The 25,518-nt window shown below is 67.2% G+C and carries 23 protein-coding genes; 17 read left to right on the top strand and 6 right to left on the bottom strand.

Features of this window, described 5'->3' with window-relative positions; all coding sequences use genetic code 11:
- Positions 1–129 precede the first annotated feature (129 nt).
- From D187_RS25010 to nagA, 3 genes are read left to right on the top strand one after another with little or no spacing between them, the layout of a single operon-like run.
- On the top strand, positions 130–921 hold the full coding sequence (locus tag D187_RS25010; RefSeq protein WP_043431374.1) for a GntR family transcriptional regulator: 792 nt from the start codon (positions 130–132) through the stop codon (positions 919–921).
- Positions 918–1,976 carry an SIS domain-containing protein gene (locus D187_RS25005; protein ID WP_002621719.1) on the top strand — a complete coding sequence of 353 codons (1,059 nt, stop codon included), beginning with the start codon at positions 918–920 and terminating at the stop codon, positions 1,974–1,976. The genes D187_RS25010 and D187_RS25005 overlap by 4 nt, the downstream gene beginning before the upstream one ends.
- Positions 1,976–3,139, top strand: coding sequence for an N-acetylglucosamine-6-phosphate deacetylase (gene nagA, locus D187_RS25000; RefSeq protein WP_043431372.1), 1,164 nt, complete (start codon positions 1,976–1,978; stop codon positions 3,137–3,139). Before D187_RS25005 ends, nagA begins: the two co-directional genes overlap by 1 nt.
- Positions 3,140–3,148: 9 nt before the next feature.
- Here nagA and D187_RS24995 read toward each other — a convergent pair whose 3' ends face one another.
- Both D187_RS24995 and D187_RS24990 read right to left on the bottom strand, forming a co-directional pair.
- Positions 3,149–3,478 (bottom strand): hypothetical protein, encoded by a 330-nt coding sequence (locus tag D187_RS24995; RefSeq protein WP_002621714.1) that lies wholly within the window; start codon positions 3,476–3,478, stop codon positions 3,149–3,151.
- A 141-nt stretch (positions 3,479–3,619) separates the two neighbouring features.
- Positions 3,620–4,357 carry an SDR family oxidoreductase gene (locus D187_RS24990; RefSeq protein ID WP_002621712.1) on the bottom strand — a complete coding sequence of 246 codons (738 nt, stop codon included), beginning with the start codon at positions 4,355–4,357 and terminating at the stop codon, positions 3,620–3,622.
- A gap of 128 nt (positions 4,358–4,485) precedes the next feature.
- On the opposite strand from D187_RS24990, the gene D187_RS24985 reads away from it, so the two are divergent.
- On the top strand, positions 4,486–5,391 hold the full coding sequence (locus D187_RS24985; protein ID WP_002621710.1) for a LysR family transcriptional regulator: 906 nt from the start codon (positions 4,486–4,488) through the stop codon (positions 5,389–5,391).
- A 27-nt stretch (positions 5,392–5,418) separates the two neighbouring features.
- Positions 5,419–6,372 carry a sigma-70 family RNA polymerase sigma factor gene (locus tag D187_RS24980; protein ID WP_002621708.1) on the top strand — a complete coding sequence of 318 codons (954 nt, stop codon included), beginning with the start codon at positions 5,419–5,421 and terminating at the stop codon, positions 6,370–6,372.
- A 16-nt stretch (positions 6,373–6,388) separates the two neighbouring features.
- Here the strand turns inward: D187_RS24980 and D187_RS24975 are convergent, their stop codons facing one another.
- On the bottom strand, positions 6,389–7,321 hold the full coding sequence (locus tag D187_RS24975; protein WP_002621705.1) for an SDR family oxidoreductase: 933 nt from the start codon (positions 7,319–7,321) through the stop codon (positions 6,389–6,391).
- Between the two features lie 100 nt (positions 7,322–7,421).
- On the opposite strand from D187_RS24975, the gene D187_RS24970 reads away from it, so the two are divergent.
- Positions 7,422–8,051 (top strand): TetR family transcriptional regulator, encoded by a 630-nt coding sequence (locus D187_RS24970; RefSeq protein WP_002621704.1) that lies wholly within the window; start codon positions 7,422–7,424, stop codon positions 8,049–8,051.
- Between the two features lie 118 nt (positions 8,052–8,169).
- Here the strand turns inward: D187_RS24970 and D187_RS24965 are convergent, their stop codons facing one another.
- Both D187_RS24965 and D187_RS24960 read right to left on the bottom strand, forming a co-directional pair.
- Complete coding sequence (locus D187_RS24965) at positions 8,170–8,700, bottom strand: IS110 family transposase (protein WP_043431370.1); 531 nt, start codon at positions 8,698–8,700, stop codon at positions 8,170–8,172.
- 17 nt (positions 8,701–8,717) lie between these two features.
- Positions 8,718–9,233 (bottom strand): hypothetical protein, encoded by a 516-nt coding sequence (locus D187_RS24960; RefSeq protein ID WP_043431368.1) that lies wholly within the window; start codon positions 9,231–9,233, stop codon positions 8,718–8,720.
- Between the two features lie 223 nt (positions 9,234–9,456).
- Here D187_RS24960 and D187_RS24955 point away from each other — a divergent pair, with 223 nt between their 5' ends.
- The 4 genes from D187_RS24955 (at position 9,457) to D187_RS24940 (ending at position 15,472) form a co-directional block, all read left to right on the top strand.
- The gene (locus tag D187_RS24955) at positions 9,457–11,724 is read left to right on the top strand and encodes a hypothetical protein (RefSeq protein WP_002621702.1); all 2,268 of its coding nucleotides are present in this window, start codon (positions 9,457–9,459) and stop codon (positions 11,722–11,724) included.
- Positions 11,721–12,323, top strand: coding sequence for a hypothetical protein (locus D187_RS55435; RefSeq protein ID WP_155893557.1), 603 nt, complete (start codon positions 11,721–11,723; stop codon positions 12,321–12,323). The genes D187_RS24955 and D187_RS55435 overlap by 4 nt, the downstream gene beginning before the upstream one ends.
- Positions 12,324–13,536: 1,213 nt before the next feature.
- A complete protein-coding gene (locus D187_RS50285) occupies positions 13,537–15,012 on the top strand; it encodes an HNH endonuclease (RefSeq protein ID WP_051256510.1) in 1,476 nt (491 codons plus the stop codon).
- The gene (locus tag D187_RS24940; RefSeq protein WP_081713842.1) at positions 14,945–15,472 is read left to right on the top strand and encodes an SMI1/KNR4 family protein; all 528 of its coding nucleotides are present in this window, start codon (positions 14,945–14,947) and stop codon (positions 15,470–15,472) included. Before D187_RS50285 ends, D187_RS24940 begins: the two co-directional genes overlap by 68 nt.
- Before the next feature lie 99 nt (positions 15,473–15,571).
- On the opposite strand, the gene D187_RS24935 is transcribed toward D187_RS24940, so the two are convergent.
- The gene (locus D187_RS24935; protein ID WP_002625852.1) at positions 15,572–16,381 is read right to left on the bottom strand and encodes a VOC family protein; all 810 of its coding nucleotides are present in this window, start codon (positions 16,379–16,381) and stop codon (positions 15,572–15,574) included.
- Between the two features lie 86 nt (positions 16,382–16,467).
- Between D187_RS24935 and D187_RS24930 the strand changes: the two genes are divergently transcribed.
- The 7 genes from D187_RS24930 to D187_RS24900 all read left to right on the top strand — a co-directional run bounded on the left by D187_RS24930 (position 16,468) and on the right by D187_RS24900 (position 25,509).
- Entirely contained in the window at positions 16,468–17,817 is a 1,350-nt protein-coding gene (locus tag D187_RS24930) for an amidohydrolase (RefSeq protein WP_051256531.1), read from the top strand.
- A gap of 290 nt (positions 17,818–18,107) precedes the next feature.
- A complete protein-coding gene (locus D187_RS24925) occupies positions 18,108–18,335 on the top strand; it encodes an AbrB/MazE/SpoVT family DNA-binding domain-containing protein (protein WP_002625854.1) in 228 nt (75 codons plus the stop codon).
- A complete protein-coding gene (locus D187_RS24920; RefSeq protein WP_002625855.1) occupies positions 18,332–18,721 on the top strand; it encodes a type II toxin-antitoxin system death-on-curing family toxin in 390 nt (129 codons plus the stop codon). Before D187_RS24925 ends, D187_RS24920 begins: the two co-directional genes overlap by 4 nt.
- 125 nt (positions 18,722–18,846) lie before the next feature.
- Positions 18,847–19,899: a type VI immunity family protein gene (locus D187_RS50280; protein ID WP_245591811.1), complete on the top strand. Its 1,053-nt coding sequence runs from the start codon at positions 18,847–18,849 to the stop codon at positions 19,897–19,899.
- 41 nt (positions 19,900–19,940) lie between these two features.
- Positions 19,941–23,858, top strand: a complete 3,918-nt coding sequence (locus D187_RS24910; RefSeq protein WP_081713841.1) for a serine/threonine-protein kinase — start codon at positions 19,941–19,943, stop codon at positions 23,856–23,858.
- 84 nt (positions 23,859–23,942) lie between these two features.
- On the top strand, positions 23,943–24,446 hold the full coding sequence (locus tag D187_RS24905; protein ID WP_002625859.1) for an IPT/TIG domain-containing protein: 504 nt from the start codon (positions 23,943–23,945) through the stop codon (positions 24,444–24,446).
- 13 nt (positions 24,447–24,459) lie between these two features.
- Positions 24,460–25,509 (top strand): hypothetical protein, encoded by a 1,050-nt coding sequence (locus D187_RS24900; protein WP_002625860.1) that lies wholly within the window; start codon positions 24,460–24,462, stop codon positions 25,507–25,509.
- Positions 25,510–25,518: the final 9 nt, after the last annotated feature.

The raw sequence follows: 25,518 nt of genomic DNA, 5'->3' as shown, positions 1-25,518 counted from the left end.
TTTCCCAAAACTACCCGTGATTTCAAGAACTTAACTTGTCTAATAGAACCTGGAAGTCGTGTTTCAGGCTTGCGTCATGGTCTTAAAGTGGTATCTTCGTGGTATTACGAGCCCAAGGAAGAAGGAGTCATGTCGATTCATCAGAGCGGAGTGGAAGCCCTTGACCGGGACGCGCTGTCCAACGATCTGCCACTGCCGCTCTACCTCCAGCTCGCGCGCTACCTGCGGGGGCAGATCGTCAGCGGCCGGTTCGGCCACCGGGACGCGCTGCCCGGCGAGCGGGAGATGGCGGAGCGCTTCAGCGTGTCGCGCGTCACGGTGCGCAAGGCCATCAAGGAGCTGCTGGACGAGGGCCTGCTGCAACAGCGCCAGGGCGTGGGCACCTTCGTCAACCGCGGCACCAGCCCCTATGTGGAGCAGCGCCTGTCCACGCTGACCAGCTTCTCCGAGGACATGACCTCGCGAGGCCTCACCGCGGGCTCGCTGTGGCTCAACCGCACGGTGACGGCGGCGAGCCCCGAGGAGGCCCTGGCCCTCGGGCTGAGCCCGGGCGCCACCGTCAGCCGCATGCAGCGCCTGCGCACCGCCAACGGCAACGCCATGGCGCTGGAGATGGCGGTCATCCCCACGCGCTTCCTGGCCGACCCCCTGGAGGTCCAGGGCTCGCTCTATGACACGCTCCGGCGCAAGGGCTTCACGCCCCACCGCGCCCTGCAGCGCCTGTCCGCCATCCAGCTGCCCGCCGAACAGGCCGAGCAGCTCGGCGTGCCCGAGGGCTCTGCCGCCCTCTACATCGAGCGGCGCACGCTGCTCGAGGACGGCACCCCGCTGGAGTTCGTCCGCTCCCAATATCGGGGCGACGCCTACGACTTCATCGTCGAATTGAACCTGGCCGCCCCGGCCCGAGAGGTGAACCGATGAGCCTCACTCCCCAACCCGTCCATCCCATGGCCCCGCAGGTCCCCGCCATGGCGCGCGAGGCCGCCCAGTCAGCGGATGCCGCACGCCAGCAGATCACCCGTTGCTCGGGCACCTTCGCCGAGCTGGGCGCGCGGCTGCGTCAGCACCCGCCCCGCTTCATCATCACCTGTGCGCGCGGCAGCTCCGACCACGCGGCCAGCTATGGCAAGTACCTCATCGAGACCACGCTGGGCCGCGCCGTGGCCTCGGTGGGGCCGAGCGTGGCGTCCGTCTACAACACCCCGCTGGACTGGAAGGACAGCCTCTTCATCGCCGTGTCGCAGTCGGGCCGCAGCCCGGACCTGCTGCGGCTGACGGAAGCGGCGCGCGAGGCGGGCGCGCTCGTCGTCGGCTTCGTCAACCACGAGGACTCCCCGCTCATGCGCATGTGCGACGTGGGCGTTCCGCTGTGCGCCGGCCCCGAGCAGAGCGTGGCCGCCACCAAGTCCTACCTGCTCTCCGGCCTCGCCTTCCTGCAGCTCGTGGCGCACTGGTCCGGTGAGCCGGAGCTGCGCGACGCGGTGACCCGGCTCCCCGAGGCCCTGGAGGCAGCGCGCGCGCTCGACTGGTCTCCCGCGCTGCTGCGGCTCGCCGAGGCGCGCGGCCTGTACGTGCTCGGACGCGGCATCGGCCTGGGCGCCGCCCTGGAGATGGCGCTCAAGTTCAAGGAGACGTGTCGGCTGCACGCCGAGGCCTTCAGCACCGCCGAGGTGCTCCACGGCCCGCTGGCCCTGGTGGGCCCCGGCTTCCCCGTGCTGGCGCTCGGCCAGGAGGACAACTCCGCGGGCAGCACCCGGGACGTGGTGCGCCGGCTCGTCGAGCTGGGCGCCGAGGTCCGCTCGGTGCTCGACGTGCCCGGGACGGAAGCGCTGCCGACCGTCCCCGGCATCCCCACCGCCATCGCCCCCCTGTGCCAGGTGCAGAGCTTTTACATGGCGGTGCACCGGCTGGCCGTGGCGCGCCGGCTCGACCCGGACGCGCCCCCCCACCTGCGCAAAGTGACGGAGACCGTGTGATGAAACGCGTGCTGAGTGGGGCCCGGGTCTTCACGGGCGAGCAATTCGTGGACGGCCACTGCGTGGTGCTCGAGGACGGGCACGTGGCCGCCGTGGTGCCGGCTCCGGCCGCGCCCACCAACGCCGAGCTGGTCCGGCTGCCCGGGGACGCCCTCCTGGTGCCCGGCTTCATCGACACCCAGGTCAACGGCGCGGGCGGCGTGCTGTTCAACGACACGCCCACCGCCGAGGCGGCGCTCGCCATCGCGGCGGCCTCGCGGCGCTCGGGCACGACGGGACTGCTGCCCACCTTCATCACGGACGAGCAGGCGAAGATGCAGCGGGCGTGCGAGGCCACCCTCGAGGCCATGGCCCGTCCCTCCAGTGGCGTGCTCGGCATCCACCTGGAGGGCCCCTTCATCAGCGGCGACCGGCCCGGCGTGCATGAGCCGCGCTTCATCCGCACGCCCGATGCCCGGGACATCGACTACCTGATGGCACTGCCGGGGCGTCTGGCCCCCCGCTCGGGCCGGCTCTTGATGACGCTGGCGCCCGAGCGCGTGGAGGACGGCCTCCTCACGCGGCTCGCCTCGGCGGGAGTGCTGCTCGCGGCGGGCCACACGGCGGCGCCCTACGAGCGCACCCGCGATGCCCTGCGCGCGGGCGTGCGCGGCTTCACCCACCTGTTCAACGCCATGCCTCCCTTGACCAACCGCCAGCCAGGCCCCGCCCTGGCCGCGCTCGAGTCAGAGGAGGCCTGGTGCGGCGTCATCGCCGATGGCGTCCACGTCCACCCGTCGCTGCTGCGCCTGCTCGTGAAGAGCAAGCCGGCCGGCAAGGTGTACCTGGTGACGGACGCCATGCCACCGGTGGGCACCGACGCGCGCTCCTTCACCCTCTATGGGCAAACCATCCTGCGCCGGGACGGGCGGCTGGTGACGGAGAACGGCACCCTGGCCGGCGCCGACATCGACATGGTGACGGCGGTGCGCAACTGCGTGCGCCTGCTCCGGCTACCCCTCGAGGACAGCCTGCGCATGGCCTCGCTCTACCCGGCGAGCTTCCTCGGACTGGAGGGTCAGCTCGGGCGGATCGCGCGGGGCTACCGCGCGGACCTCGCCCTGCTGCGGCCGGACCTCACCGTGCTCGCCACGTGGGTGGCGGGTCAGGCGCAGTGGTACTGAGAGCCCCGCTCAGGGGCTCGAGCACCTGAGCTGGAGCGGGTAGGACTCCATCAGGACACAACTGGCGCCGTCCGAGCACGACAACAGCTCGGAGCAGGCGCTCGTCGCGTCGAGGCAGCGCGCCTGCCGCTCCCCTTCCAGGGTGAAGGCGATGCAGCTCTTGCCCTCGGCGCACGCCGGAAGCTCCGCGCCACACACGGGTGCTTGCTCCAGTGAGGCCCCCGACCGCACGGACAGACTCGCCTCGCGCGACGCGCCCTCCCGCGGCGCGCCCTCCTGCGTGGTCCGGCATGCGCCCAGCAGCCCCAACATCAACAGACCGCCCATCAGTCTCGACACGCTTGAAACTCCTCTCGACAAGGGACGGGTTGCTCCGCCCTCACGAGTCTCGAAGCTACCAGCGCGCTCGCGGAGCGGACGCATGGAGTGAGGAGCCCCTCCGAGCCACTGTCCTGGAGGCGTCACGAGGAGGCCCGGCGGTCAGAACGTCTGGCTCGTGGGCCGGACGACGAGTTCATTGACGTCGACGTCCGCGGGCTGGCCGATGGCGAAGGCAATCGCGCGGGCGATGGCGTCCGCGGGGATGATGCTCTTGCGGAGATCTTCAATCGCCGAGCGCTTCATCTCTGGATCTGAGATCGACTCCGCCAGCTCCGACTCGGTCACGCCGGGAGCCACGAGCGTGACGCGGATGGAGCCGCCGACCTCCTGACGCAAGCCCTCGGAAATGGCCCGGACGGCGAACTTCGTCGCGCAGTACACCGTGGAGGTCGGCACCACCACGCGGTCGCCCACGGAGCTGATGTTGACGAACTGCCCCGAGCCCTGCGCCTTGAACAGCGGCAGCGCGGCGGCGATGCCGTAGAGCACGCCCTTGATGTTGACGTCGACCATCCGCTCCCACTCCTCGACCTTGAGGTGCTCCATCAGGGAGAGCGGCATCACGCCGGCGTTGTTGACGAGCACGTCGAGCCGGCCGAAGCGCTCGACGGCGAACCCCACGAAGCTCCGCACGTCCTCCCGGCGGGTCACATCGAACTGCCGGTACGCGGCCTCGCCCCCCTGGCGGCGGATGTCCTCGACGAGCGCCTCGAGACGCGCGGTGCGCCGTGCGCCAACGACGACCCGTGCTCCCTGCGCGGCGAGCCTGCGCGCCGTGGCCTCGCCAATCCCACTCGACGCCCCCGTGATCGCAACGACCTTGCCTTGGATTTCCATGACGCTCTCCCTGGGTGTGGACCCATTCGCCGGACGTCGTCGTGACGTCCAGACACGCGAAACATAGAAGTCGACCCCCCATGCCACCACCTCATAGGATTCAGTCCTTGGATGACGAGGAGTCATGCATGGCCGTCGATGGAAAACTCCTGGGAGGCATGGGTGTCCTGGCCGCGGTGGTGGACGCGGGAAGCTTCATCCGAGCGGCGGAGAGCCTCGGCATGACGCAGTCGGGAGTGAGCCGCGCGGTGGCCCGGCTGGAGCAGCGTGTCGGGGTGCGGCTGTTCGATCGCACCGCGCGAGCCGTCAGCCTGACCGACGAGGGACGGCGCTTCTACGAGCAGGTGGCGCCCCTGCTCGCGGGCATCGAGGACGCCGCGGCGACGGTGTCCGACGCGGCGGGCGCGGTACGGGGCCTGTTGCGCGTGAACGTCGATTCCGCCTTCGGGCATAACGTGCTCGCCCCCCGCCTGGGCGAGTTCCTCGCGCGTTACCCGGCGCTGTCGGTGGAGCTGGTGGTGCGCGATCGCATCGGAGACCTGGTCGCCGAGGGATTGGACATGGCGGTGCGCTTCGGCGAGGCCGAGCCCTCGGGCCTCATCTCCCGCCAGCTCGCGCGCTCCCGGGTACTGACGTGTGCCTCGCCCGAGTACGTGGCGCGGCATGGACGGCCAAAGCATCCGAGCGAGCTGGCCCAGGGCCGCCACGAATGCATCCGCGTCCGCAATCCCTTCACCGAGAGCCACTTCGAGTGGGAGTTCCAACGCGGGGAGGAAGTCATTCCCGTGAACGTCCAGGGACGGCTCGTGGTGAATGACTCGGGCAGCCTCATTGGCGCCATGCTGAGCGGCCATGGCATCGGCCAACCCTTCGAGTTCAGTGTGCGGGACCTGATCGATTCGGGACGGCTGGTGAAGTTGCTGCCCGCCTGGTCGGACGAGAAGTATCCGGTCTACGTGTACCACCGCTCCCGTGAACTGCCCGCCGCCCGGGTGCGGGCCTTCATCGACTTCCTGCTGGAGATCGCGAAGTAACCGGGCGGCCTGATAGTTACCGGAGCGATGGACACCGCCCACTCTCTCGAGGAACACCGCGCCGCGCTGACCGGCCACTGCTACCGCATGCTCGGCTCAGCCGCGGAAGCCGACGACGCCGTCCAGGAGACGATGGTTCGGGCGTGGCGCAACCTGGACCGGTTCGAGCAGCGCGCGTCCCTGCGCACCTGGCTCTATCGCATCGCCACCCGCGTGTGCCTCGACGCGCTGAGTGAGAACTCGCGCCGCATGCGCCCGATGGAGACGGGTCCCGTGGGCACGGTGAATGACACGCTCACCACGAGGCCAGGCTCTTACTGGCTCGAGCCCATTCCCGACGCGCTCGCCGTGCCCGCGGATGCGGACCCCGCTGAGCGCTTGATGCTGCGCCAGAGCATCCGTCTGGCCTTCGTGGCCGCGCTCCAGCACCTGCCGCCCAAGCAGCGCGCGGTGCTGCTGTTGACCGAGGTCCTCGGTTGGTCCGCCGCCGAGACCGCCGAGAGTCTCGACACCTCGGTCGCCTCGGTGAACAGCGCCCTTCAGCGAGCGCGGGCGACACTCGCCACCCATGATCTCACCCAGGCCCGCGCACCCCTGTCCGACGCGCAGTCCACGCTCGTGGACCAGTACGTCGAGGCCTTCGAGCGCTATGACGTGACCGCGCTCACGCAGTTGCTCCACCAGGACGCGACCCTCTCGATGCCGCCCTATTCGCTGTGGCTTCGCGGTCACGAGGCGATCAGCGCCTGGCTATTGGGGCGGGGCTCGGGCTGCCGTGGCTCCCGATTGGTGCCGACCTTGGCGTGTGGTTCGCCCGCCTTCGGACAGTACCGGCCGGGGAGTGAGCCGGGGCAGCCTCATCAGCCGTGGGCGCTCATCGTGCTCGAGCTCTCGGGCGACCGCATCACCGCGATGAACTCGTTCCTGGACACGGCGGCGCTGTTCCCACGCTTTGGCCTGCCCAAGGAACTCGCACCGTAGGCCGCGCGCGATGACGTCAAGCAGCCGCGTTTCCAGACGACGGCGAAGGTTCGAAGTAGTGACGCTCGGCGAGATCGGCGAGCAGGCCTGGGTGCGTCGGCTGCCAGCGCAGCAGTTCCCGCGTGCGCGTGCTGGACGTGGGGTTGTCGAGCTGCGCGAAGGTGGCAAGGAAGCCAAGGTGCTTGCTGGCGTCGTCCGCCGAGATGCTGGCCACCGGTAGCCCGAGGCCACGGCCAATGGCTTCAGCGATGTGGCGGAACGGGACGCCCTCGTCGGCGGCACCGTGGAGACGTGAACCCGCCGGCGCCGCTTCCAATGCCAGGCGGAACAGGCGCACCGCGTCGAGTGTGTGCAGCGCGGGCCAACGGTTGGACCCTTCTCCGACGTAGGCAGCAAAGCCGTTCTTACGCGCCATCGCGATGAGCGACGGGATGAACCCGTGGAGATCCAATGAGCTATGCACCGTCGGTGCAAGACGGATGACCGAGGAGCGGACACCGCGCCGACCGAGCGCGATGACGGCGTTCTCCGAATCGACGCGCGGTCCGCTCTCGAGGACGTCGTCTTCGGTGCCGATACGACCGCGCACGCCAAACGCCAGCTGGAGCGTTCCCCCCGTGCCCACGAACGGTTTGCCGGAGCCCTCGAGCGCCCCACCGACGGCCTCGATGGCACGGAGATCGGCCGCCGCCGCCCCCGCGTAGTCACCGGTGAAGGCCACGTCGTGCTTGAACGCGAGGTGGATGACGCCATCCGCGGCGGCGGCGGCCTCTCGGAGAGCATCGAGGTCGTCGAGGGTGCCTCTGCGCACCTCGACGCCGGCGGACGCCAATGCGGCGGCCGAGGTGTCGGAGCGAGCGAGGGCGACGACCTCGTGCCCCGCGGCGAGCAGCTCGGGAACGAGAGCGGAACCGATATGACCGGACGCACCGGTGACGAAGACGCGCATGGAACCTCCTGATGTCAGGGTCTGACATCACATCTAGCAGCTGATGTCAGTTCCTGCAATCAGATGATGTCAGTTCCTGAAATCAGCTAGGCTGGAGCGCATGAGCCGCTGGGAACCCAACGCACACGAACGGCTGCAGCAAGCCGCGATGGAGCTCTTCCAAGAGCGCGGGTACGACCGCACGACCGTGGAGGAGATCGCCGCGCGCGCCGGGCTCACCGAGCGGACCTTCTTCCGCTACTTCGCCGACAAGCGCGAGGTCCTGTTCTCGGGCTCGAAGGATCTCGAGAAGCTCATCGTCGATACCATCACGGGTGCTCCACAAACGACGGCACCGCTCGACGCCGTCGCCACCGCTCTCGAAGCCACGGCGCCAATGTTCGAGGAGCGCCGTGCGCGGTCGCGCACACGGCAGGCCCTCATCGCGGCGCATGCCGAGCTTCGAGAACGCGAGCTGATCAAGCTCTCATCGCTCGCATCGGCGATCGCCGAGAGCCTGCGAGGGCGAGGCGTCGCCAGGCCGGCCGCCAGCCTCATCGCCGAGACGGGGATCGCCATCTTCAAAAGCGCGTTCGAGCGCTGGCTCGAAGACCCCCAGGAGCACGACCTCTCACATCACGTCCGCGGGGCGCTCGAGGAGCTCCGACTCGTCACGGCCGCAACGGGCGCGGCGTCTTCGGCCCGGCCCCAAACGAAAGCGACGCAACGCAGTCGACGGAGTTCCCCGTAGAGCCGAAGCGCGCGAAAACCTCCCGAGGTCGCTCGGCGATGACGTAGCGCTGCGTGCGCAACCTCGGCGTGTTCCCCCGGGCTCGTGAAGGGCGGCGCGCACACTGCGGAGCGGCGGGTCACTTCCAGTGGAAGCGGCGGGAATCGAACCGGCCGCCGCGCGTGCGCACCAGCGCCTCGCGTACGGCCAGCTGCGCTTTCATGTGCCTCTTGGCGTCCGAGGTACGGTGCGCCGGCCGGTACGCTCCCAACTTGCACGCCTCCGCCAGGCTGCGAGCATCCCTCTTGTCTGTCTTCACCCGACGGCTGCGCGTGGCGTACATGGGCGCGAAGTTGGGGTCGGCCACCACCACCTCGTGGCCCATCTCCTCCATGCACCGCGCCACCCATTCGCTCTCGGTGGACGCCTCCACCAGCACCCGCGCCCTCGGGCGCTTGCTCAGCAGCTCGCCCAACTGCTCCCGTTGCGTGCGGATGCGCTGCTCCAATACCACCTCGCCACCCTCGGCCAGGATGCACACCTGGATATCCCGCTTGTGTACGTCGATGCCGATTATTCCATCGCCCACTCCCCCTCCGGCGGTCACGTCCGCGTCGCCGCAATGTAGGGCTCGGTGGGCCTCCACGCCCGTGGCGCCCGGCCGCTTCATCTCCTCTATACGCCAGTTCATACCGAGAAGAGATAGCCGCGCTTTCTCGGACAAGGAATGATGGGCCTCTCGACAGGACTTCTATTGCAGAACTGGGCCTGGGCGGCTCTGCGCGGCGCTTCTGCGAGGGCCGTGGAGGCTTGCAGTTCCATCGCTTCGTCCTGAGGGCCATCTCCTGCCTGGGAGAGGCGCTCCGAAGCAAGCTCACAAAGCCGCTCCACTTTCTCGGAAGTGGTCCCGGGGCTCTCCTTCCCGAGGACCTGCATCACCCACGGGGAGTGGGCGTCCACATCGACCCCCTCGCCCAGGGCACACATCGCGCAAATGAAGAGGCAGACATCCTTCTCGACAGTGAGGCCATGGGAGGTCGCACGCCGAATTCCACCCTGTACCATGCTGCGGAGGCTCGAGGCCCCCATGGCCGCGCAACGCAGAGGGAAGAGCTCGCCAAGGTGGTGGACCATCCGCTCCTCGAAACCGCGGATGCGCGACTCAGCGAAGCGGAGCATCTGCTGTTCGTTGATCTTGAGCATGGAGCTTCCGACAGGGTTTCAGAGAGCGATCCTAGCACGGAGAGTGTGGCCCGTCCAGGGACCTGAGAACTCCTGGCCCGCCAGAGGGCTCCACTTTCCGTGAACAACCCGGTGTACTCAGAATATCGGAGGCGTTATTCTCGGGCTCGCGCATCGACTTCTTTACCGGCACGAACGTGGCCGCGGGTCGGCGAAGGCTCGTTCTGTCCGAGGACAGATCTTCATGTTGATCAGCTACCCTCTCCTGTCTGCCTCCCAACGCAATGCCAGTGAACAAGCTCGGCTGCAGCACATGCTGAACCAGACGCGCAGCGACGAGGGGATCTATCCCGTCACCGTGGGTAATCGCTGGCATGGCGGCATCCACCTGGAACCCGAGAGTGAAAACGAACCGATCCGGGCCATCGCCGACGGCGAGGTGATCGCCTACCGTGTCGCGGCGGACGTCGAGACCTATGCTCAAGCGCAGGACAGCGTCGGCGCCCGTTCCCCCCAACAAGAGCAGGACCGCTTCGACACCAGTTTCGTCCTGCTCAAGCACACCACGAACTCCGGCGAAAACACGCGCGTGGTGTTCTACTCGCTGTACATGCACCTGCGCTCGAGAGGCCAGCTCACCGCCGCCCAGCTCGCCCAACTGCCCGCGTTCCTGCGCAACTCGACCCCTGGCCCCAATGCGGTGAGCGCCCCCGCTAATACCCGTGTGTGGCGCAAGGAGGTGCTCGGTTTCGCCGGTGTGCTCTACGGCCAGCGCCGGGTTCACTTCGAGATCTTCGCGACCGATAGCGACTTCTCGGAATTCTGGCGCGACCGCACCACGATCGCGCAAGGCGGGCACGGTTCGGATGATGTGTTTGGCGACATGCACTTCATCATTCCGGCCGATCGGACCTTCGCCGCTCGCCATCCGCAAGCCGTCGCGCCACACCGCATCAACCTGGGCGGCAACGTCTTCTACAATCATCTACCCGTGGGCCAGGCGGGCCAGAACACGGGGCAGGCCCTGCATGTCGTGGTCAACCTCTCCGAAGGCCGCCGTACCGCCACGACCTTTCGTGTGCTCGCCGACGGGAGGCGGGAGCAACTCGGGCAACCGGTCGTCCAAGACGACTATGAACACGAATTATATCGGCTCGCCTCCGCGCTCTACGTCGGCTGCGTGAGTGCCGGCTTCGAGTACCTCCGCTTCGGACGCGTGCTCGGCCCTGATCGCACCACCCGCACGGAGAACTGGCAACTCATCCGCTACTCCGACACCGCGATGGGCTATATCAACCTGGCCGCCGCGGCCAACAACGTCTCGGTGCTATCCGATGCTGACTTCGCCCTGCATTGGCAACGGCTGGACGAGGGACAGACCGCCAGGACGAGCGATGGCATTTGTGATGTCCCCACGTTGCTCAACCTGATCGGACAACCGCCCGATACCAACAATGATGGCGAAATCGACAAGAATGAGTTTGCCAACCATGCCAGCCGCGAGGACATCGCCGAGACGCTGCGGTTTCTCATCTGCAAGCACCCCAGCGAATGGGACGCCAGCGACCTAGCCACGCGCTACGCCCGGCAGCGAGAGGCCGGAGGTCCCTTGCAGGAGCAGTCCGATTGGGACCAGTTCGAGGCCCATGTCAACCGGATGGCCTTCTGGTCTCAGACACCTCTGGCCACCGACCGCTCGACCTGGCACTTTCATCCGCTGCAGTTCATCCACCATTACCGGAAGTGCCTGTGGCTGAATGAATCAGAAGCCGTTCAGTGCCTGCCCAGGTCTTTCGTCGCGGAAGACCACAGAAGCCGAACGATCTACCGCTCCACCATTGGCTACGGCACCGCACGGACCCGCATCAACAACATTCTCGCGGATCTCAACAAGATGATGCGGAAGCACGCCATCACGTCGACACATCGCATCAGTTGCTTTCTCGCCAATGCGATCGTCGAGTCGCAGTACCTGAATCAGTACTACGAAGGCGGGCGCGGAGCCGGACATACCTACGCAGATTGGTATGGCCGGGGGATCATCCAATTGACCCACATGGACGGCTATCTCCGCTATTTCGAGTGGCGAGGAAGACAGATCAACAACGCTCAGCAGAATATCGTCTGGCGGGACGCAGTCGAGACCAACAACTACGACCGCACCGAGAGCGCGGGGTATTGGTGGTCGAAGAATCGCGCCAACCGCACGTGTGGCAGCCCACAGCCAAACGTCCAGTGGAGTATTTCCATCTGCAACAATTTCGATTTCCGACAGCATCGTTGCACGTCGGCAATGGTCACGGAAACCCACCTGTCCAACCCGGCCCTCGATCTGGTGGGCCGTCACGTCAATACAGGATCCCCCACCACGACCAACAGGATGAATGGCCTGCCGGAAAGGCGTGATGTCTTCACGAATGTGCAGGCCGTCGTCACCGACACGCTCTATCCAGACGCACAAGGAACGGATTCACTGGCATTCCCCTCGTTCATGACCCGCCAAATCCGATGAAGAACTACACGCTCGCAGCCTGGATGGTACTCACGAACCTGGCCACGTCTTGCGCCACGTCAGCGCCCGCTGTTTATCCCGAGCAGGAAAGGCCGACCAGTTCCCGCGCTCCTGAGGACGGCTCCGCGGGGGGACAGCACGAAACCCCGCCTCCTCCATCATCCCCATCACTCACCTTCAAGGCGGGTGACTGCGCCTTCGGCCTTCCTCCCTCCGAAAGGTGGCGGGTCTCGAGAGAGCAAGGAAACCGCGCGGTCATCGAGTATCAGTACGATTCTGGCTCCGGCATCAAAACCGCGAACGTCGACATTTCTTGCGCTGACGTGGATTACGACGCCTATGTCGCCGAGAATTTCGAGGAGCACGATGGCCAACCCCGGTTCCTGACGGGAAGCGGCGCCGCCAGCACCACGGAAATCTCCGGTGAGAACTGGAAGGGCCTGCAGACGGAGTACTTCCTGGGCAATACGTGCTTCAACGTCATCGGTCGAGCGAATGCCGAACATGCGTTCGTGCTCGATTTCTGTGATGAAGAGGCTTCCTTCGGACGGCAATTGCCCGTCCTCCGAGGCCTCCTGCGGGTGCTGCGGGTGCGCTGAAGCATCGCCGGACGGGCGGCAGAGCGCTCCCCCCAGCGGGGCGGAGCCGAGCCCATCGCCTGAGGCAACGCCGAGAAGGGTGTCAGACGACTCGTAGGAACGACTCGGAGAGCGAGAGGTGTCGGAGTCGGGTAGACCGGGGCAGTTGCCCACCCCGGCCCCCCACAGATCCGGACGTGCAGAATTCCCGCATCCGGCTCCTCGGCTCATGGTTTCGCTGCGAGTCGGTGACACCCCTTCTCGCACCCTGCGCTGGATGAGCTGCTCGCCAGCGTCGCTATCCGTTGGAGTTTCGTTGAGACGGTTGTAGGGGCTCGGTGTCCCCGCCATCTTTCCCTCCCTCGATTCCATGTTCCGGTGTTCCCTCCACAGGGTCCGCCCGGGTGCGTTCCCCTGCTTCAGCGGTACTACTCCCAGGTTCCTGGTGGACCCTCTTGTGTGCGTGCCCCGCTCTCAGACCCCGGCGAGACCCCAGGACCTGGCCTGTTTCGGCCCTGGGCTGCTGCCTTCCGCTACTCGTACGGCGTCGGCTCTCGCGACGATTCAATTCTTTCAGGGCTCAATCACGCGGCCCACCCACTCGCTGTCTACGCTTCGCAGCCCGGGTCTCCCCGGCACCACGCAAGACTCGCTTCCGGCTGGTGGCCTCCTCTGCGGGGCGGGGTTTGAACCCGCAGGGTCCCTTCGTGAGGTTTCCACTCTCTACATTGCTTCCTCCTCACCCAGGCTTTGCCTGGCGCACACGAGTTCTTTGACACCTTCTCTGGGAAGCACCTGGAGGTGACGAAGTAGTCACCCTCCTCTTGGAACATCCTCAGCGGCCAGCCCATCCCCTTCTCCCCGCGTGCGTTCCGCCAGGCCGGATGCACCGTGCGCGCCAACTCGCAAGTCCGCGGAAGCATTTGAAGGGGGTGGGTTCAACCGTCCACGCCGAGTCTCGTTCTGGTTCGGGTCTCTCGTTTCAAATCCTTTGACACCTCCGGCGGGACACCTCCGGCGGGTACCCGGGCCGCATGAGCGCTGCTCTCCGCTCGCGCGCCGGCTTGTCCCAATCAAATGATGTGGACCATGCTGCGCTCCCATGCCGGCCACGAGCAGGAGAGGGCGCAAGCCGCCAACGCGCCATGAGCGCACGAGCCGAGCCCTTCAAGGGCTGCGCCCGTGGGCAGTGACGCTGGTACTGGCCTTGGCCGCATGCGCAACGGACGATGGAATGCGGTGGGAGCAGGAGCCCGCCAGAGCGGTGGCGGAGGAGTCCTGCGAGTCGGTGGCCGGGCCCGCGCGGGTGGTGCTCGAGGCGGAAGGCCGACAGGTGGTGCTCCCCGCCCTGCCCCAGCGCGCGCCCGTGCATTTCTCCCAGGCCGAGTTCGAGCACGCCATGCGGTTGCTGGTGGCGCAACTCCCCGGCCCGCCCCAACCCCTCTTCCACCGGCCTGGCAAGATTCCGAGGCTCTCTGCGGCTTGGCGAGCCTCGCGCTCCTCGCAGCTCGCCTGGTCGAGTTCGTGCTCCCAGCACGAGGCCCCTTCGCGCCGCGGGACTGTCCGAGAGCCAGAACTGCATCTGGACGAGGAGGAGCGGGCGGACCTGGCGCTCATGTTCGCGTTCGAGAGCCTCTGGCCCGGTGTTCAGTCAGTAGGAGAGGCCTCGGTAGACCCGGAGCAATTGAAGATTGCTGTCTACACCTCGCTCTCCATCTACCTCGGCATGCTGCTACTGCCCGAGCCAACCTCCAAGCTGATCGCCTTGGGGATGACGGTGACGCTGGTCGCGTACCTGGGAGCGAACACGCTCTTCAACGTAGTAGAGGGCTACCGGCAATTACAGGAGGCGGTCCGGAGCGCTCGCTCCCTGGTGGAGTTGAGGAGCTTCGGAGAGCGCTACGGACGAGTGCTGGGCGAGCAGGTGGGGCAGGTGCTGGTGCTGGTGGCGACGGCGGCACTGGGGTGGACGGCGCACGGGATGATGAAGGGCCCGGGGCTGCCGGGCTTTGGCCGGGCAGCGCAACTGCTCAAGGCGGAGACGGAGCTGGACTTGTTGGCGGTGGCCCGCCAGGTCCAAGCAGTGGTGGTGGCCCGGCCTGCGGTGACGGTGACCCTGACGCCAACGGCCGCGTACATGGCGCAACAGGGCATGAGCAGCAGCCAGGACGTGCGCGCCTCGGCCCCTGACTCCTCCAAGGGAGGCCCGGCCCCGAAGCGCCACCTCATCGAGCGCGTGGAGGAGTGGCGCAAGCCCAGGCTCACCCAGGACGGCCGAGTGCTGCCCTACAAGGGGACAAGGCAGCCGCCTCAACCCATTGCCATTCTCGGACGCAACCGTGCAGGCAAGACGGTGACGAACGGGAGGGAGACCGTCCGCTTCGACAAGCACGGCTTCGCCGAGTTCGAGACGAAGTTCGAGACGCTCATTGATGACGTCCACATCGGGAGCAGCAGCCACAGGATGCATTTCAAGGCGGCCAACCAACGACTGCATGAGGCGGTCACGGCCGATCCCCGTCTGGCAAAAGAGCTGAAGCTCTCTCCAGGAGAGATTGAAGCGTTGCCGACGAGCACGACTGCTCCAAGTGGTTATACATGGCATCACCACCAGGACGTAGGCAGAATGCAGCTCATTACGGATGGCGCACACCAGCTTGCGAGACCGCACACCGGAGGGATGTCCATCTGGGGAGGCGGATACCAATAGATTTTCGGATGGAGGAGTTCAAATGAGTGTTCACTGGAGACCGCACGTCCTGAAGGCGCCAGGGTCCGTCAGTCCACATGAATTGGAGCGGATCGAGTCTGCATGGAGAGTCAAACTTCCCGATGACTACAAGCGGGTTGTATCCATGTATCAGGGCATGGCCCCCGAGCCCAATGGGTTCAGGGTTGGAAGAGGCGACAATGCATTGGGTGTGCTACTGACAGTCTCCGAACACGAGGGGAGGGAGAGCTACTGCATCATCAATTCATACGAAGTCATTCGCTCCCATGTCCCATCGGGCATCTTCCCCTTCGCCAGAACCCCTGGTGGAGAGGACCTGTGTTTTGACTACCGAGGCTCGCCCGAACAGCCTCGTATCGTCCTCGTCTCCGTCGAGGGCTCCGTCCACCCCGTCGCCAACAGCTTCCAGGAGTTCATGGACGGGTTGTACGACGACTGAAACTCTACTGGAGGCGGCGGAAATCGAACCTGCCGCCGAGGGAAGAGGTCTGCGGGAATCCGAAGCGGTCGGAAGTAAAGCGCCTCTACTCAGCCCCCTTCACCGCGACGTCGGCGGAGTGGTGAGCGCGAACGCGGCGCCCTGCGGATCCATGAGCTGCACGACGCGCTGGCCACCGGGGACCTCCATCGGGCCGTTGAGCACCCGCGCACCCTTCGCCGTCGCGCGGGCAAGCGCGGCGTCCAGATCCTCGACCGTGACGTAGTACATCCACGACGGCGGCACGTCGCGCCCGTCGGGCGTCTTCATCCCCTTCGGCAGGGTCAGCATGCCGCCGAGCTGCTTGCCGTTGCGGCCCCACAGCAGGTACTTGCCCATCGCGCCCATGTCGAACTCGCCGAGGCGCTCCCAGCCGACGATGCGCGCATAGAAGGTGAACGCGGCTTCGTGGTCGGTCGTGTACAGCTCGTGCCACGAGAACTCGCCCTGCTTCGCGACGTCGTGCGACTGAACGTCAGCCGCGGGCGTGAAGACCGCGATGACCGCCCCCTGCGGGTCCGCAATCACCGCGAAGCGTCCCACGGAGGGGACGTCCTCGTTCACGTAGACCTGGCCGCCGAGGCGCTTCACCTCCGCGAGGGTTTCGTCGACGTTCGCGACCTGCACGTTCGCCTGCCAGTAGGACGGCGCGCCCAACTTCTTCGCGGGCTCGGGCAGCGCGGTCACGCCGCCGAGTGGCCCCTGGCCGCCGACCCACATCCTGTAGTCCCCGTCCCCGCCGACTTCGAACGGCTGCGTCTTCCATCCCACGACCTCGGGATAGAAGGCGAGAGCGCCCCGCGGGTCGGTCGAGAGGAGTTCGTACCAGACGAAGCGGCCAGTGTCGTTCTTGCTCTTCGGCTCGGTCATGGCCCGTGAGGCTACCGCGCCGACATCGATGGGTCTATCGCCCGTCTTTCCTCCGTCCGGGGTGACGTCCTATGACCGGCGTCGCCATGAGCCCTCCTTCCTTTTCCTTCCGTGTACTCCCCTCCCCCCGCCTCCTGCTCGCCGCCGCGGCGCTGCTGCTTCCCGCGCCCGTCCTCGCTGATCCGCTCGCGGAACAGATCAAGGCCGACCTGCCGGGCCTGCTCGCGCTCTACCGCGACCTGCATGCCCATCCCGAACTGAGCCTCCAGGAGAAGGCGACCTCGGCCCGGCTCGCCACGGAGGTGAAGAAGCTCGGCTTCACCGTGACTCCCGGGGTGGGGGGCCATGGCGTGGTGGCGGTGCTCGAGAACGGACCCGGCCCGGTGCTCCTGGTGCGCACCGATCTGGACGGGCTCCCCGTCGAGGAGGCCACGGGGCTGCCCTACGCCAGCCAGGTGAAGGCCGTCACGCGCGAGGGCGCGCAGACGCGGGTGATGCATGCCTGTGGCCATGATCTCCACATGACGGCCTGGGTGGGCACCGCGCGCCGTCTGGCCGCCCTGAAGGCTCGCTGGTCCGGCACGCTCGTCATGATCGGACAGCCGGCGGAGGAGGTGGGGGTGGGGGCCCGGGCCATGCTGGCGGACGGGCTCTACACGCGCTTTCCCAAACCCCAGTTCACGCTCGCCCTCCACGACGTCGCGGATCTTCCCGCGGGCACCGTGGGCTACTCGCGGGGCCACATGTCGGCGAACGTCGACTCCGTCGACATCCTGGTGAAGGGCGTGGGAGGCCATGGTGCCTCGCCCCATACGACGCGGGATCCCATCGTCCTCGCCTCGCGCATCGTCGGGACGCTCCAGACACTCGTCAGCCGGGAACTCGCGCCCCAGGAGACGGCGGTGGTGACCGTGGGCAGCTTCCTCGCGGGGAGCAAACACAACATCATCCCCAGCGAGGCCCGGCTCCAGCTCACCGTGCGCAGCTACTCGGCGGAGACGCGCCGCCATCTGCTCGAGGGCATCGCCCGGATCGCGCGCGGCGAGGCCATCGCCGCCGGCCTCCCCGAGGACCACATGCCCGTCGTGACGACGAAGGAGGAGGAGTTCTATCCCTCCGTCTTCAACACCGGGCCCCTGACGGATCGGCTCGTCGACGCCTGGACCCGGCGCTTCGGCGCGGAGCGCGTGGTGGAGGTGCCGCCCACCACCGGAGGGGAGGACTTCAGCCGCTATTCCCTGTCCGACAAGTCCATCCAGAGCATGCTCTTCGTGGTGGGCGGCGTCCCACAGGCCCGGTGGGACGCGGCCGGAGGAGACCCCACGAAGCTGCCCTCGCTCCACAGCCCCCGGTGGGCCCCCGATGCCGAGCCCACCCTCCAGACCGCCATCGAGGCGATGAGCACCGCCGCGCTCGATATCCTGACGAAGAAGTGACCCCCGCCCCGCTCGCGCATCGGGGGTTGTGAGGGATTAACGGCAATGAACCCCCACAAGCCCCACGGTCGGGCTTCAATTCGCTGTGACTTCACGGTCACGAGGCGATCAGCGCCTGGCTGCTGGGACGGGGCTCGGGCTGCCGTGGATCCCGGCTGGTGCCAACCTCCCCCTGCGGCTCGCCCGCTTTCGGGCAATACCGGCCAGGAAAACCGGGGCAACTCCACCCACCCTCCGGGCGGGTACCACCTGCGTTCGACCGTTGTTATAACGAAGTGGCGAGGTGCTCCATGCGGAAGACCCTGACGACCATCGGTAACAGCCTCGGACTCATCATCGACCGTCCGATTCTCGAGCTTCTTCACATCGACAAGGACACGCCCCTGGAGATCGAGACCGATGGGAAGTCACTCATCATCCGCCCCGTCACTCCCGAGGCGCGGAAGAGCCAGGTGCGTGACGCGACGAAGCGGATGATGGACGCTCATGACGAGACCCTGCGCAAGTTGGCGAAATGAGCCCGGTCTTCCTCACTCTCGAGGATGTACTCGAGATTCATCACGTCCAGCTCGAGCGGTACGGTGGACCTCCAGGACTACGCGAGCCGGGCCTCCTCGAATCCGCGCTCGCACAGCCGATGGCGACCTTTGCTGGTGAGTTCATCCACCCGGATCTGTTCACCATGGCGGCCGCGTACCTCTTCCATCTCGTCTCGAACCATCCGTTCGTGGACGGGAACAAGCGGATCGGCCTTCTCGCCGCCCTCGTCTTCCTCGACCTGAACGGCGTGTCCATCGTCACCTCCTCGGACGCGCTCTATGACCTCACGATGGAGGTCGCGCAGGGACAAGCAGGCAAGGAACGGGTGGCCTCCAGGCTCCGGCAGCTCGCAGGAGAAGACTGAGCATCACGCCGCTGGTGCTGAGTTCTAGACTACTCCCTCCATGCCCTCACCTGCCGAGCTCCTCTCACTTGGTGTCCCGTGGCACTCGTGACCCCGGGCGGTCTCAAGCAGCTTGGTATTGACTGATGGCCAGCCACTATCCGCGCCTTCGTCTTCGTGGCACGGCTTCGGACCGCTGGAAGCTCTACGACGGGGAGCCTCCACGTCCGCCAAGAGAGTTGCTCGCGCGCGAAGTCATCCGTATCGCGTTCTACATGCCGTACGAACACCCTGAACTCGCTTTGGGGGTAAGCCACGCCATTGATAGCTATATGCGCGCGGTAGGACAGGGGCCCAAGACCATCAACTACGTTCATTTATCTCATGATGAAGGATCCCGCTTGACCGCAGAGCGATGGAGTTGGGTGCACCGCATTCTCCAGGCGACGAAGCGATGGTCCTTCCCTGCCGATTATGAAGCCCCATATCGAAGGGAGATTGAGAAGCGAGGCTTCGAGAGGGGTCTACTATTCACTGGAGGCGACAACAGCCGGAACGGCTACCAACTCGAGTACCAGGCTCGCATTCCGTGGCGACCTGAGCCCCAGGAGACGATTTCGAGCCTGCTCACCGCGACGCTTCCCATTGAGTACCTCGAAGAACACGGGCCAGCGCGTGTGCGCGGGTTGGCGCTCGACATGGCCTCCAAGCTGATGTTCGCCTCCGGGCACGCGGGACTGGCCCTTCACCTCTACCAGAACCTCCGGGTCAAGGATGTCGGCTTTCGCTCCGAGGTCATGCGCCATCCCGGCATCGATCTCCGGCCCGCCTGGTTCAATGAGCGGTGGGTGGGCCTCCGGGTGGATGGAGTCCATTGGCTCAACTTCCTCGGACCGCCTGTTCTCACGCAACTCGGTGGCGCGACGGCCCTCCGTTCCCGGCTGCACTCATCCGGAACAACCCTGGTGGAACTCGCCGAGGATCGCGTCGTTGTCTCTCTTGGGGAGCGGCCGGAGGCCGGAGACCTCACCACCGGCGAGACCCTTCCCGCGTACCGTGAGTTCGCCCGGGTGATGGAACCCTGGTTCGAGCCACTGTTCCTGCCGCGAACCACGGTGTCCGTTGATCCGCCCCGGTACACCACGCTTCGTGTCACCGAGGACGAGGCCCGGCTCTGGTGGAGACGATTCCTCGACTAAAGGGCAACCGAGAGATCGCGCCCCAGTACGCGGGAGGATCCATGGTAGCCTGCCCGCCTTCACGACAGCGGTTCAGGAGACGAACGATGCTGTTGCAGACGAAGTCCTCGTTTCAAGGGAGCAGCCGGTTCGAGCTCCGTCGCCCCTTGGGTTCGGGAGCTTTTGGCTCCGTGTATGAGGTCTGGGACAGCCATTACAACACCGTGGTGGCCCTCAAGCTGCTCCACGAGACCCGCCCGTCCGCCGTCTTTCGCTTCAAGCACGAGTTCCGGCTGCTCGCGAACCTGGTGCACCCCAACCTGGTCACCCTCTACGAACTCCACTCCGAGGGAGACCAATGGTTCTTCACCATGGAGTACATCGAGGGGCGCCACTTCAACGCCTACGTCTCCAATACGAGCGACGCCCGGGCCAACATCAGCAACCCCCTGCTGTTGTCACTCAAGCCCGAGGTCACGGCGCTGTCGGAGGCTCCCACGGAGACCCAGCAACGCCTCTCCGCATCCTCCAGCGACGAAACCGTCAGCCTCGTGCAGCCAGCGGCCGTCGCGTCCTCCTCTTCGTCCTCCGCCCAGCAGGAGCCCCGGTCCGAGCCCGGCACCTTCACCGGAGATCCCGAGCGCCTGCGCTCCGTCTTCTTCCACCTCGTCCAGGGCGTCCACACCCTGCATACCCAGGGGATCGTCCACCGCGACCTCAAGCCTTCCAACGTCATCGTCACCTCGAGCGGCCGTGTGGTGGTGCTCGACTTCGGGTTGGCCAAGGAGCTCGCGCCGGCCCCGCTGGACACCACCCCCGAGGAGTTGGCGGGCTCCCCGCCCTACATGGCACCCGAACAATGGTCCGGGGAGCAGGCCTCGCCGGCGAGCGACTGGTACAGCCTGGGGGTGATGCTCTTCGAGGCGCTCGTGGGCAGGCGGCCCTTCCAGGGCCAGGTGCACGAACGCCTCGCGCAACAGCGGGTGGGCGCTTCGCGTCCCTCCACCCTGCTGCAAGGCATTCCCCCGGATCTGGACGAGCTCTGCGTGCGTCTGCTCGACCCGGATCCCAGCCGCCGTCCCGGCCATGCCGAGCTGGTGGCGATCCTCCAACCCCAGGGGGGAGACACCCAGCCGGGCGTGCGCGCCACCTACTCCGGGCAGGAGTTGATCGGCCGCGAGGCCGAGCTGAAGCTGTTGACGGAGGCGTTCCAGCGGACCGAGGCGGGGACGCTCTCCCTCGTGAAGCTGGAAGGTGAGCCCGGCATCGGGAAGAGTACCCTCCTGCGTCACTTCACCCACTCGCTGCACGCGCGCGGCGCCGTGGTCCTGTTCGGGCGCTGCTACGAGCGCGAGTCCGTGCCGTACAAGGCCCTGGACGACTTGATGGACTCGCTGGGGCGTTACCTGCTGCAACTGCCGCGGGAGCAGGCCCGGGAGCTCATTCCCCCGCGGATGCACGAACTCACACGCCTGTTCCCGGTGCTGGTGCTGAGCGCGGAGCTGCAGCCAGAGACGCCGCCCGCGGCCCCTCCCGCGGAGCCATTCCAGGCACGCCAGCTCGCGGTGTCCGTGCTCCAGGAGTTGCTGCTCCGGATCTCCCAGCACGCGCGGGTGGTGCTCTGCCTGGACGATCTGCAGTGGGGCGACGTGGACAGTGCGCGCTTCCTGGCCGAGCTGCTGTCGCCGCCCGGGGCGCCTCCGCTGCTGCTCATCACGAGCTACCGCGCCAGCGAGGCCCGGAGCAGTGCCTTCCTCGTCGAGTTCGAGCAACTGCTGGCGGGCTCCACCTGGCAGATGGCCCGGAGCGAGCTGCGGCTCGAGCCCCTGCCGCCGGAGGTCTCCGCGCAGCTCGCGATGCGTCGCCTGGGGACCTCGTCCCTCGAGGCCCGGACGCGGGCCGAACACATCGCCCGTGAGTCGCGGGGCAACCCCCTCTTCATCGAGGAGCTCGCCCGTGCTCCCATCACCGAGGCGGCCCGGGGGACGGGGGTCTCCGGGGCCGTCTCGCTCGGGGACGTCCTCCGGCGGCGCCTCCACGGCCTGCCCGAGGAGGCCCGCCATCTGCTGGAGTTGCTCGCGGTCTCCGGGCGGCCCACCAGCGAGGAAGTGCTCGTCGAGGCGTTGGGGAACTCGGGCTCGGCCCTGTCCTCGCTCATCCTGCTGCGGGCCCACAACCTGCTGCGCTTCCACCTGGGTGGGCACACCCGCCTGGAAATCTCCCACGATCGGATTCGAGAGAACGTGGTGGGGCAGCTGGGCGCCTCGGAGCTGACCACGCGTCACCGCCGGCTGGCCGAGGTGCTGGAGACGCGTGCCGAAGCGGATCCCGAGCAACTGGCGGTGCACTTCCATGGGGCGGGGGAGCCGCGCAAGGCGGCCCTCCATGCCCTGCGCGCGGCCGAGCGCGCCCAGCAGGCGCTCGCCTTCCATCGCGCGGCGGAGCTCTTCGGGGCGGCGATCGACTGGAGCGGCGGCGCACCGGAGCCCGCGCTCGGGACCCTGGGCTCGCTGAAGCGGCGCCGCGCGGAGGCGCTCGCCAATGCCGGCCGGTGTCGCGAAGCCGCGCCCCTGTTCCTCGAGGTGGCGGGCCTGGGTGGCGCCCCCGAGGAGGTGCTGGACAACCAGCGCCGCGCCACCGAGAGCTACATGCTGGGCGGCCAGATCGACGAGGGTCTGGCGCTGGTACGGCCGATGCTCTCCCAGGTGAAGCTCGCCTACGGGGACACCCATCGAGGCGCGCTGGCGAACATGCTGTGGCACAGGAGCCGGCTCCAGCGCAGGGGGACGACATTCCAGGAGCGGCCCGCCCTGGCGATTGCGCCCGAGCGTCTCCACCGGGTGGACCTGGGCTGGTCGCTCGGCAAGGCGATGGCGAACGTGGAGTGGATCCGCGCCTCGGGCTTCCAGCTCCAGAGCCTGCGGCTGGCACTGGAGTGCGGAGAGGCCTCCCGCATCGCCCGCTCGCTCATCGCCTTCGGTCCCGTCATGGTGTGGGAGGGCAGCCACGCGGCCCTGGAGAAGGGGTCCCGCTACCTCTTGGAGGGGGCGGCCATCGCCGAGCGGCTCCAGCAGCCCGCCCTGATTGGCTTCGCCGAGGTGTATCAGGCGGCGTGTTCGCTGGTGCGGGGAGAGTTCGCCAGCGGGCGGGCCCATGTCGACAAGGGAATGCGGCTGCTGCAACAGCACGGGGTGGATGTCATCTGGGAGCTCAACGTCGGGCGCAGTCTGGGCTGCAACCTGCACGATGCGCAGCGGAGCATGCACGGGCTGGGGCTGCGTGCGTCGGAGTGGCACCGCACCGCCACCGAGCTCGGCGATTCCTTCTCCCGGGTGATGTCTTCCTTCTACTCGGCCTTCTGCCTCGTCGCCCGGGATGAGCCGGACAACGCCCGCGAGCTCGTGGACGAGGCCATCTCCGGCTGGTCCCGGACGGGGGCCATCCAGCAGTACCACGCGTTCCTGAGGACCTCTCAAGCGGACCTCTATCAAGGCAAGCCGGAGAGTGCCTGGGCGCGGCTGGAGAAGACCTGGCCCATGCTCACCGCCGCGCAGATCTTCCGTGGCCAGCCCAGCCGGATCGAGAGCCATGCCCTGCGCGCCCAGCTCGCGCTGGCGATGGCGGCCGAGGCGCCAGGGCGCCGGCCGGAGCTGCTCCGGCAGGTCGAGGAGGATGCGCTCCAACTGGAGAAGGAGATTCGCAAGGACTGCCCCTTCCTCGCCCAGCTTCTTCGCGCGGGAGTGGCCCGGCAGCGGGGGCAGCCCGAGCAGGCACTCGTGCACCTGTCCTCGGCCATCGAGGGGTACCGGGCCCTGGGAATGCCCAACCTCGAGGCGTGTGCACGCTGGTGGAAGGGCGAGCTGGTGGGCGGAGAGGAAGGCCGTGCGCTCGTGCAAGAGGCCACCACCCTGCTCACGGCGGACGGCATCCATCGCCCGCGCCAGTGGGCGGCGATGGTGCTCCCCGGTTGTGCGCCGTAGCCCCGCTCGCCGCGTCACGCACGCGTTGCTGTCACGGCAGCCATTGGATAGCGTCACGAGGGTTTTCTCCAGAGAGGGAAGCCCTTGCTCGTCAAGCTCATCGCGGATCTGTTGAACAATTCCGACGTCCAGCAGCAGTTCAGCCGGGATCCTCCCGGACTCATGGACTCCTATGAGCTGTCTCCCGACGCGCGACAGGCCCTGGAGCACGGGGACCGGCAGAGGCTCCTCGAGCTGATCGGACAGGAAATCTCACAGAGCGCGCTGTTCGGGGCGCTCTGGAGCAAGCCCGGGGGCATCGTCATCCACTCGGTGTCACCGACCACGGGCGAGGCCGGGACGCAGCTCGAGCTCACCCTCACCGGGGACTACTTCGCCTCGACCGCGTTCGTGACCTTGCAGCGGGAGGATGGCAATTACCTTGCCCAGACCATCCGGGTGACCCAGCCGGATGCCCAGGGCTCCACGCTGACCGCGCGGCTCCACCTCCCGGCGAGTGCCAGCCCCGGTGTGTACTCGGTCACCGTGTCGAACCCGAGCGCGTGGTTTTCCATCCTCGACAACAGCTTCACGGTCGTCACGAAGTAGCCAGGGGCCGCCGGTGATCGTCCACGTCGATGAGTTGCTGCGCCCGTTGAGCACCCGCATGCCACGGGAGCTGGTCTCGAAGGAGGCGCTGGCCACCGTGAGCGAGGTGGCCCACCTGCTTCCGCGCATGTCGGGTGGAATCTCCCTGGAGTGCCGGTTGGAGGAAGGGGCCTCCCAGGTGGACTTCATGGCCTGCGGCATGCTCAGCGATGGGAGCGCCCAGGCGCTCGCGGACATGCTCGCGAGCGCGGGCGAGCGCTTGCGGGGTCCACTCTGGGAGGGCGTGCGCGCGTTCTCCCGGGAGTGGTTGGATGCGCGCTCCCCCCTGGCGAGAGTGCCCTTCCTGTGGCTCGAGTACGATCTGCCCAGGCCGCTGGGCGGCGTTCCCCAGCCCTTCGCCTTCCTGTGTGTCGAGCCCGAGTTCCTCAAGCCGCCCGGGCGCGCGTTGGAGCACCGCAAGGCAGTGGACGCGGCGCTCCAGTTGGCATCGCGGGGCCTGGAGGTGCTGCGGGGCAAGCCGATGACGCCGGCCCTTGCCCGCACCGTCGCTCGTTGCTTCGAGCTGCTCCCCGAGGGGGGCGTGATCGAACACGTGGCTCCGCTGGACTGCCGGGGCCGGGATGCGGTGCGCCTGGTGATGGGGGTGCCGAGGCCCCAGCTGGTGGACTATGTGGAGCGGCTCGGTTGGCCGGGACCGCGCGCGCAGCTGGAGGAACTCACGCGAACGTGGCTCTCCCCCCTGAGCTTCGCGGAAGTGAACGTGGATGCCGGACCCGAGGGCCTCGGCCCCACGATTGGCTTCTCGCTGCCCCTGCCCGACGAGCCTCGCAAGAGCTGGGCGAGCGAGGTGCTTCAACGGATGGTGGAGCAGAAGCTGTGTACACCCGCGAAGCGTGACGCCGTGCTGGACTGGCCGGGCTCGGACCGGGTCACCCTGGAGGGGTACCGCTGGCCCAGCAAGCTGTGCCGGACCATCGGGCTGAAGCTGGTGTGCCGGCCCAACGAGCCCCTCTCCGTGAAGGCCTACCCCTACTTCGAGTGCCGTTTCTCGCTCTGGATGTGAGCCGCCGGG

This window comes from Cystobacter fuscus DSM 2262 (genome assembly GCF_000335475.2).
Taxonomy (GTDB): domain Bacteria; phylum Myxococcota; class Myxococcia; order Myxococcales; family Myxococcaceae; genus Cystobacter; species Cystobacter fuscus.
The sequence above is the reverse complement of the archived record's forward strand: the minus strand, read 5'-3'. Positions and strand labels throughout refer to the sequence as shown.

What these genes read in the sequence shown, in the direction of transcription:
- D187_RS25010 (WP_043431374.1), top strand. Translation starts at nt 130, where the DNA reads ATGTCGATTCATCAGAGCGGAGTGGAAGCCCTTGACCGGGACGCGCTG.
- D187_RS25005 (WP_002621719.1), top strand. Translation starts at nt 918, where the DNA reads ATGAGCCTCACTCCCCAACCCGTCCATCCCATGGCCCCGCAGGTCCCC.
- nagA (WP_043431372.1), top strand. Translation starts at nt 1,976, where the DNA reads ATGAAACGCGTGCTGAGTGGGGCCCGGGTCTTCACGGGCGAGCAATTC.
- D187_RS24990 (WP_002621712.1), bottom strand. Translation starts at nt 4,357, where the DNA reads ATGGAAATCCAAGGCAAGGTCGTTGCGATCACGGGGGCGTCGAGTGGG.
- D187_RS24985 (WP_002621710.1), top strand. Translation starts at nt 4,486, where the DNA reads ATGGCCGTCGATGGAAAACTCCTGGGAGGCATGGGTGTCCTGGCCGCG.
- D187_RS24980 (WP_002621708.1), top strand. Translation starts at nt 5,419, where the DNA reads ATGGACACCGCCCACTCTCTCGAGGAACACCGCGCCGCGCTGACCGGC.
- D187_RS24975 (WP_002621705.1), bottom strand. Translation starts at nt 7,321, where the DNA reads ATGCGCGTCTTCGTCACCGGTGCGTCCGGTCATATCGGTTCCGCTCTC.
- D187_RS24970 (WP_002621704.1), top strand. Translation starts at nt 7,422, where the DNA reads ATGAGCCGCTGGGAACCCAACGCACACGAACGGCTGCAGCAAGCCGCG.
- D187_RS24965 (WP_043431370.1), bottom strand. Translation starts at nt 8,700, where the DNA reads ATGAAGCGGCCGGGCGCCACGGGCGTGGAGGCCCACCGAGCCCTACAT.
- D187_RS24960 (WP_043431368.1), bottom strand. Translation starts at nt 9,233, where the DNA reads ATGCTCAAGATCAACGAACAGCAGATGCTCCGCTTCGCTGAGTCGCGC.
- D187_RS24955 (WP_002621702.1), top strand. Translation starts at nt 9,457, where the DNA reads ATGTTGATCAGCTACCCTCTCCTGTCTGCCTCCCAACGCAATGCCAGT.
- D187_RS55435 (WP_155893557.1), top strand. Translation starts at nt 11,721, where the DNA reads ATGAAGAACTACACGCTCGCAGCCTGGATGGTACTCACGAACCTGGCC.
- D187_RS50285 (WP_051256510.1), top strand. Translation starts at nt 13,537, where the DNA reads ATGCGGTGGGAGCAGGAGCCCGCCAGAGCGGTGGCGGAGGAGTCCTGC.
- D187_RS24940 (WP_081713842.1), top strand. Translation starts at nt 14,945, where the DNA reads ATGGCGCACACCAGCTTGCGAGACCGCACACCGGAGGGATGTCCATCT.
- D187_RS24935 (WP_002625852.1), bottom strand. Translation starts at nt 16,381, where the DNA reads ATGACCGAGCCGAAGAGCAAGAACGACACTGGCCGCTTCGTCTGGTAC.
- D187_RS24930 (WP_051256531.1), top strand. Translation starts at nt 16,468, where the DNA reads ATGAGCCCTCCTTCCTTTTCCTTCCGTGTACTCCCCTCCCCCCGCCTC.
- D187_RS24925 (WP_002625854.1), top strand. Translation starts at nt 18,108, where the DNA reads ATGCGGAAGACCCTGACGACCATCGGTAACAGCCTCGGACTCATCATC.
- D187_RS24920 (WP_002625855.1), top strand. Translation starts at nt 18,332, where the DNA reads ATGAGCCCGGTCTTCCTCACTCTCGAGGATGTACTCGAGATTCATCAC.
- D187_RS50280 (WP_245591811.1), top strand. Translation starts at nt 18,847, where the DNA reads ATGGCCAGCCACTATCCGCGCCTTCGTCTTCGTGGCACGGCTTCGGAC.
- D187_RS24910 (WP_081713841.1), top strand. Translation starts at nt 19,941, where the DNA reads ATGGTAGCCTGCCCGCCTTCACGACAGCGGTTCAGGAGACGAACGATG.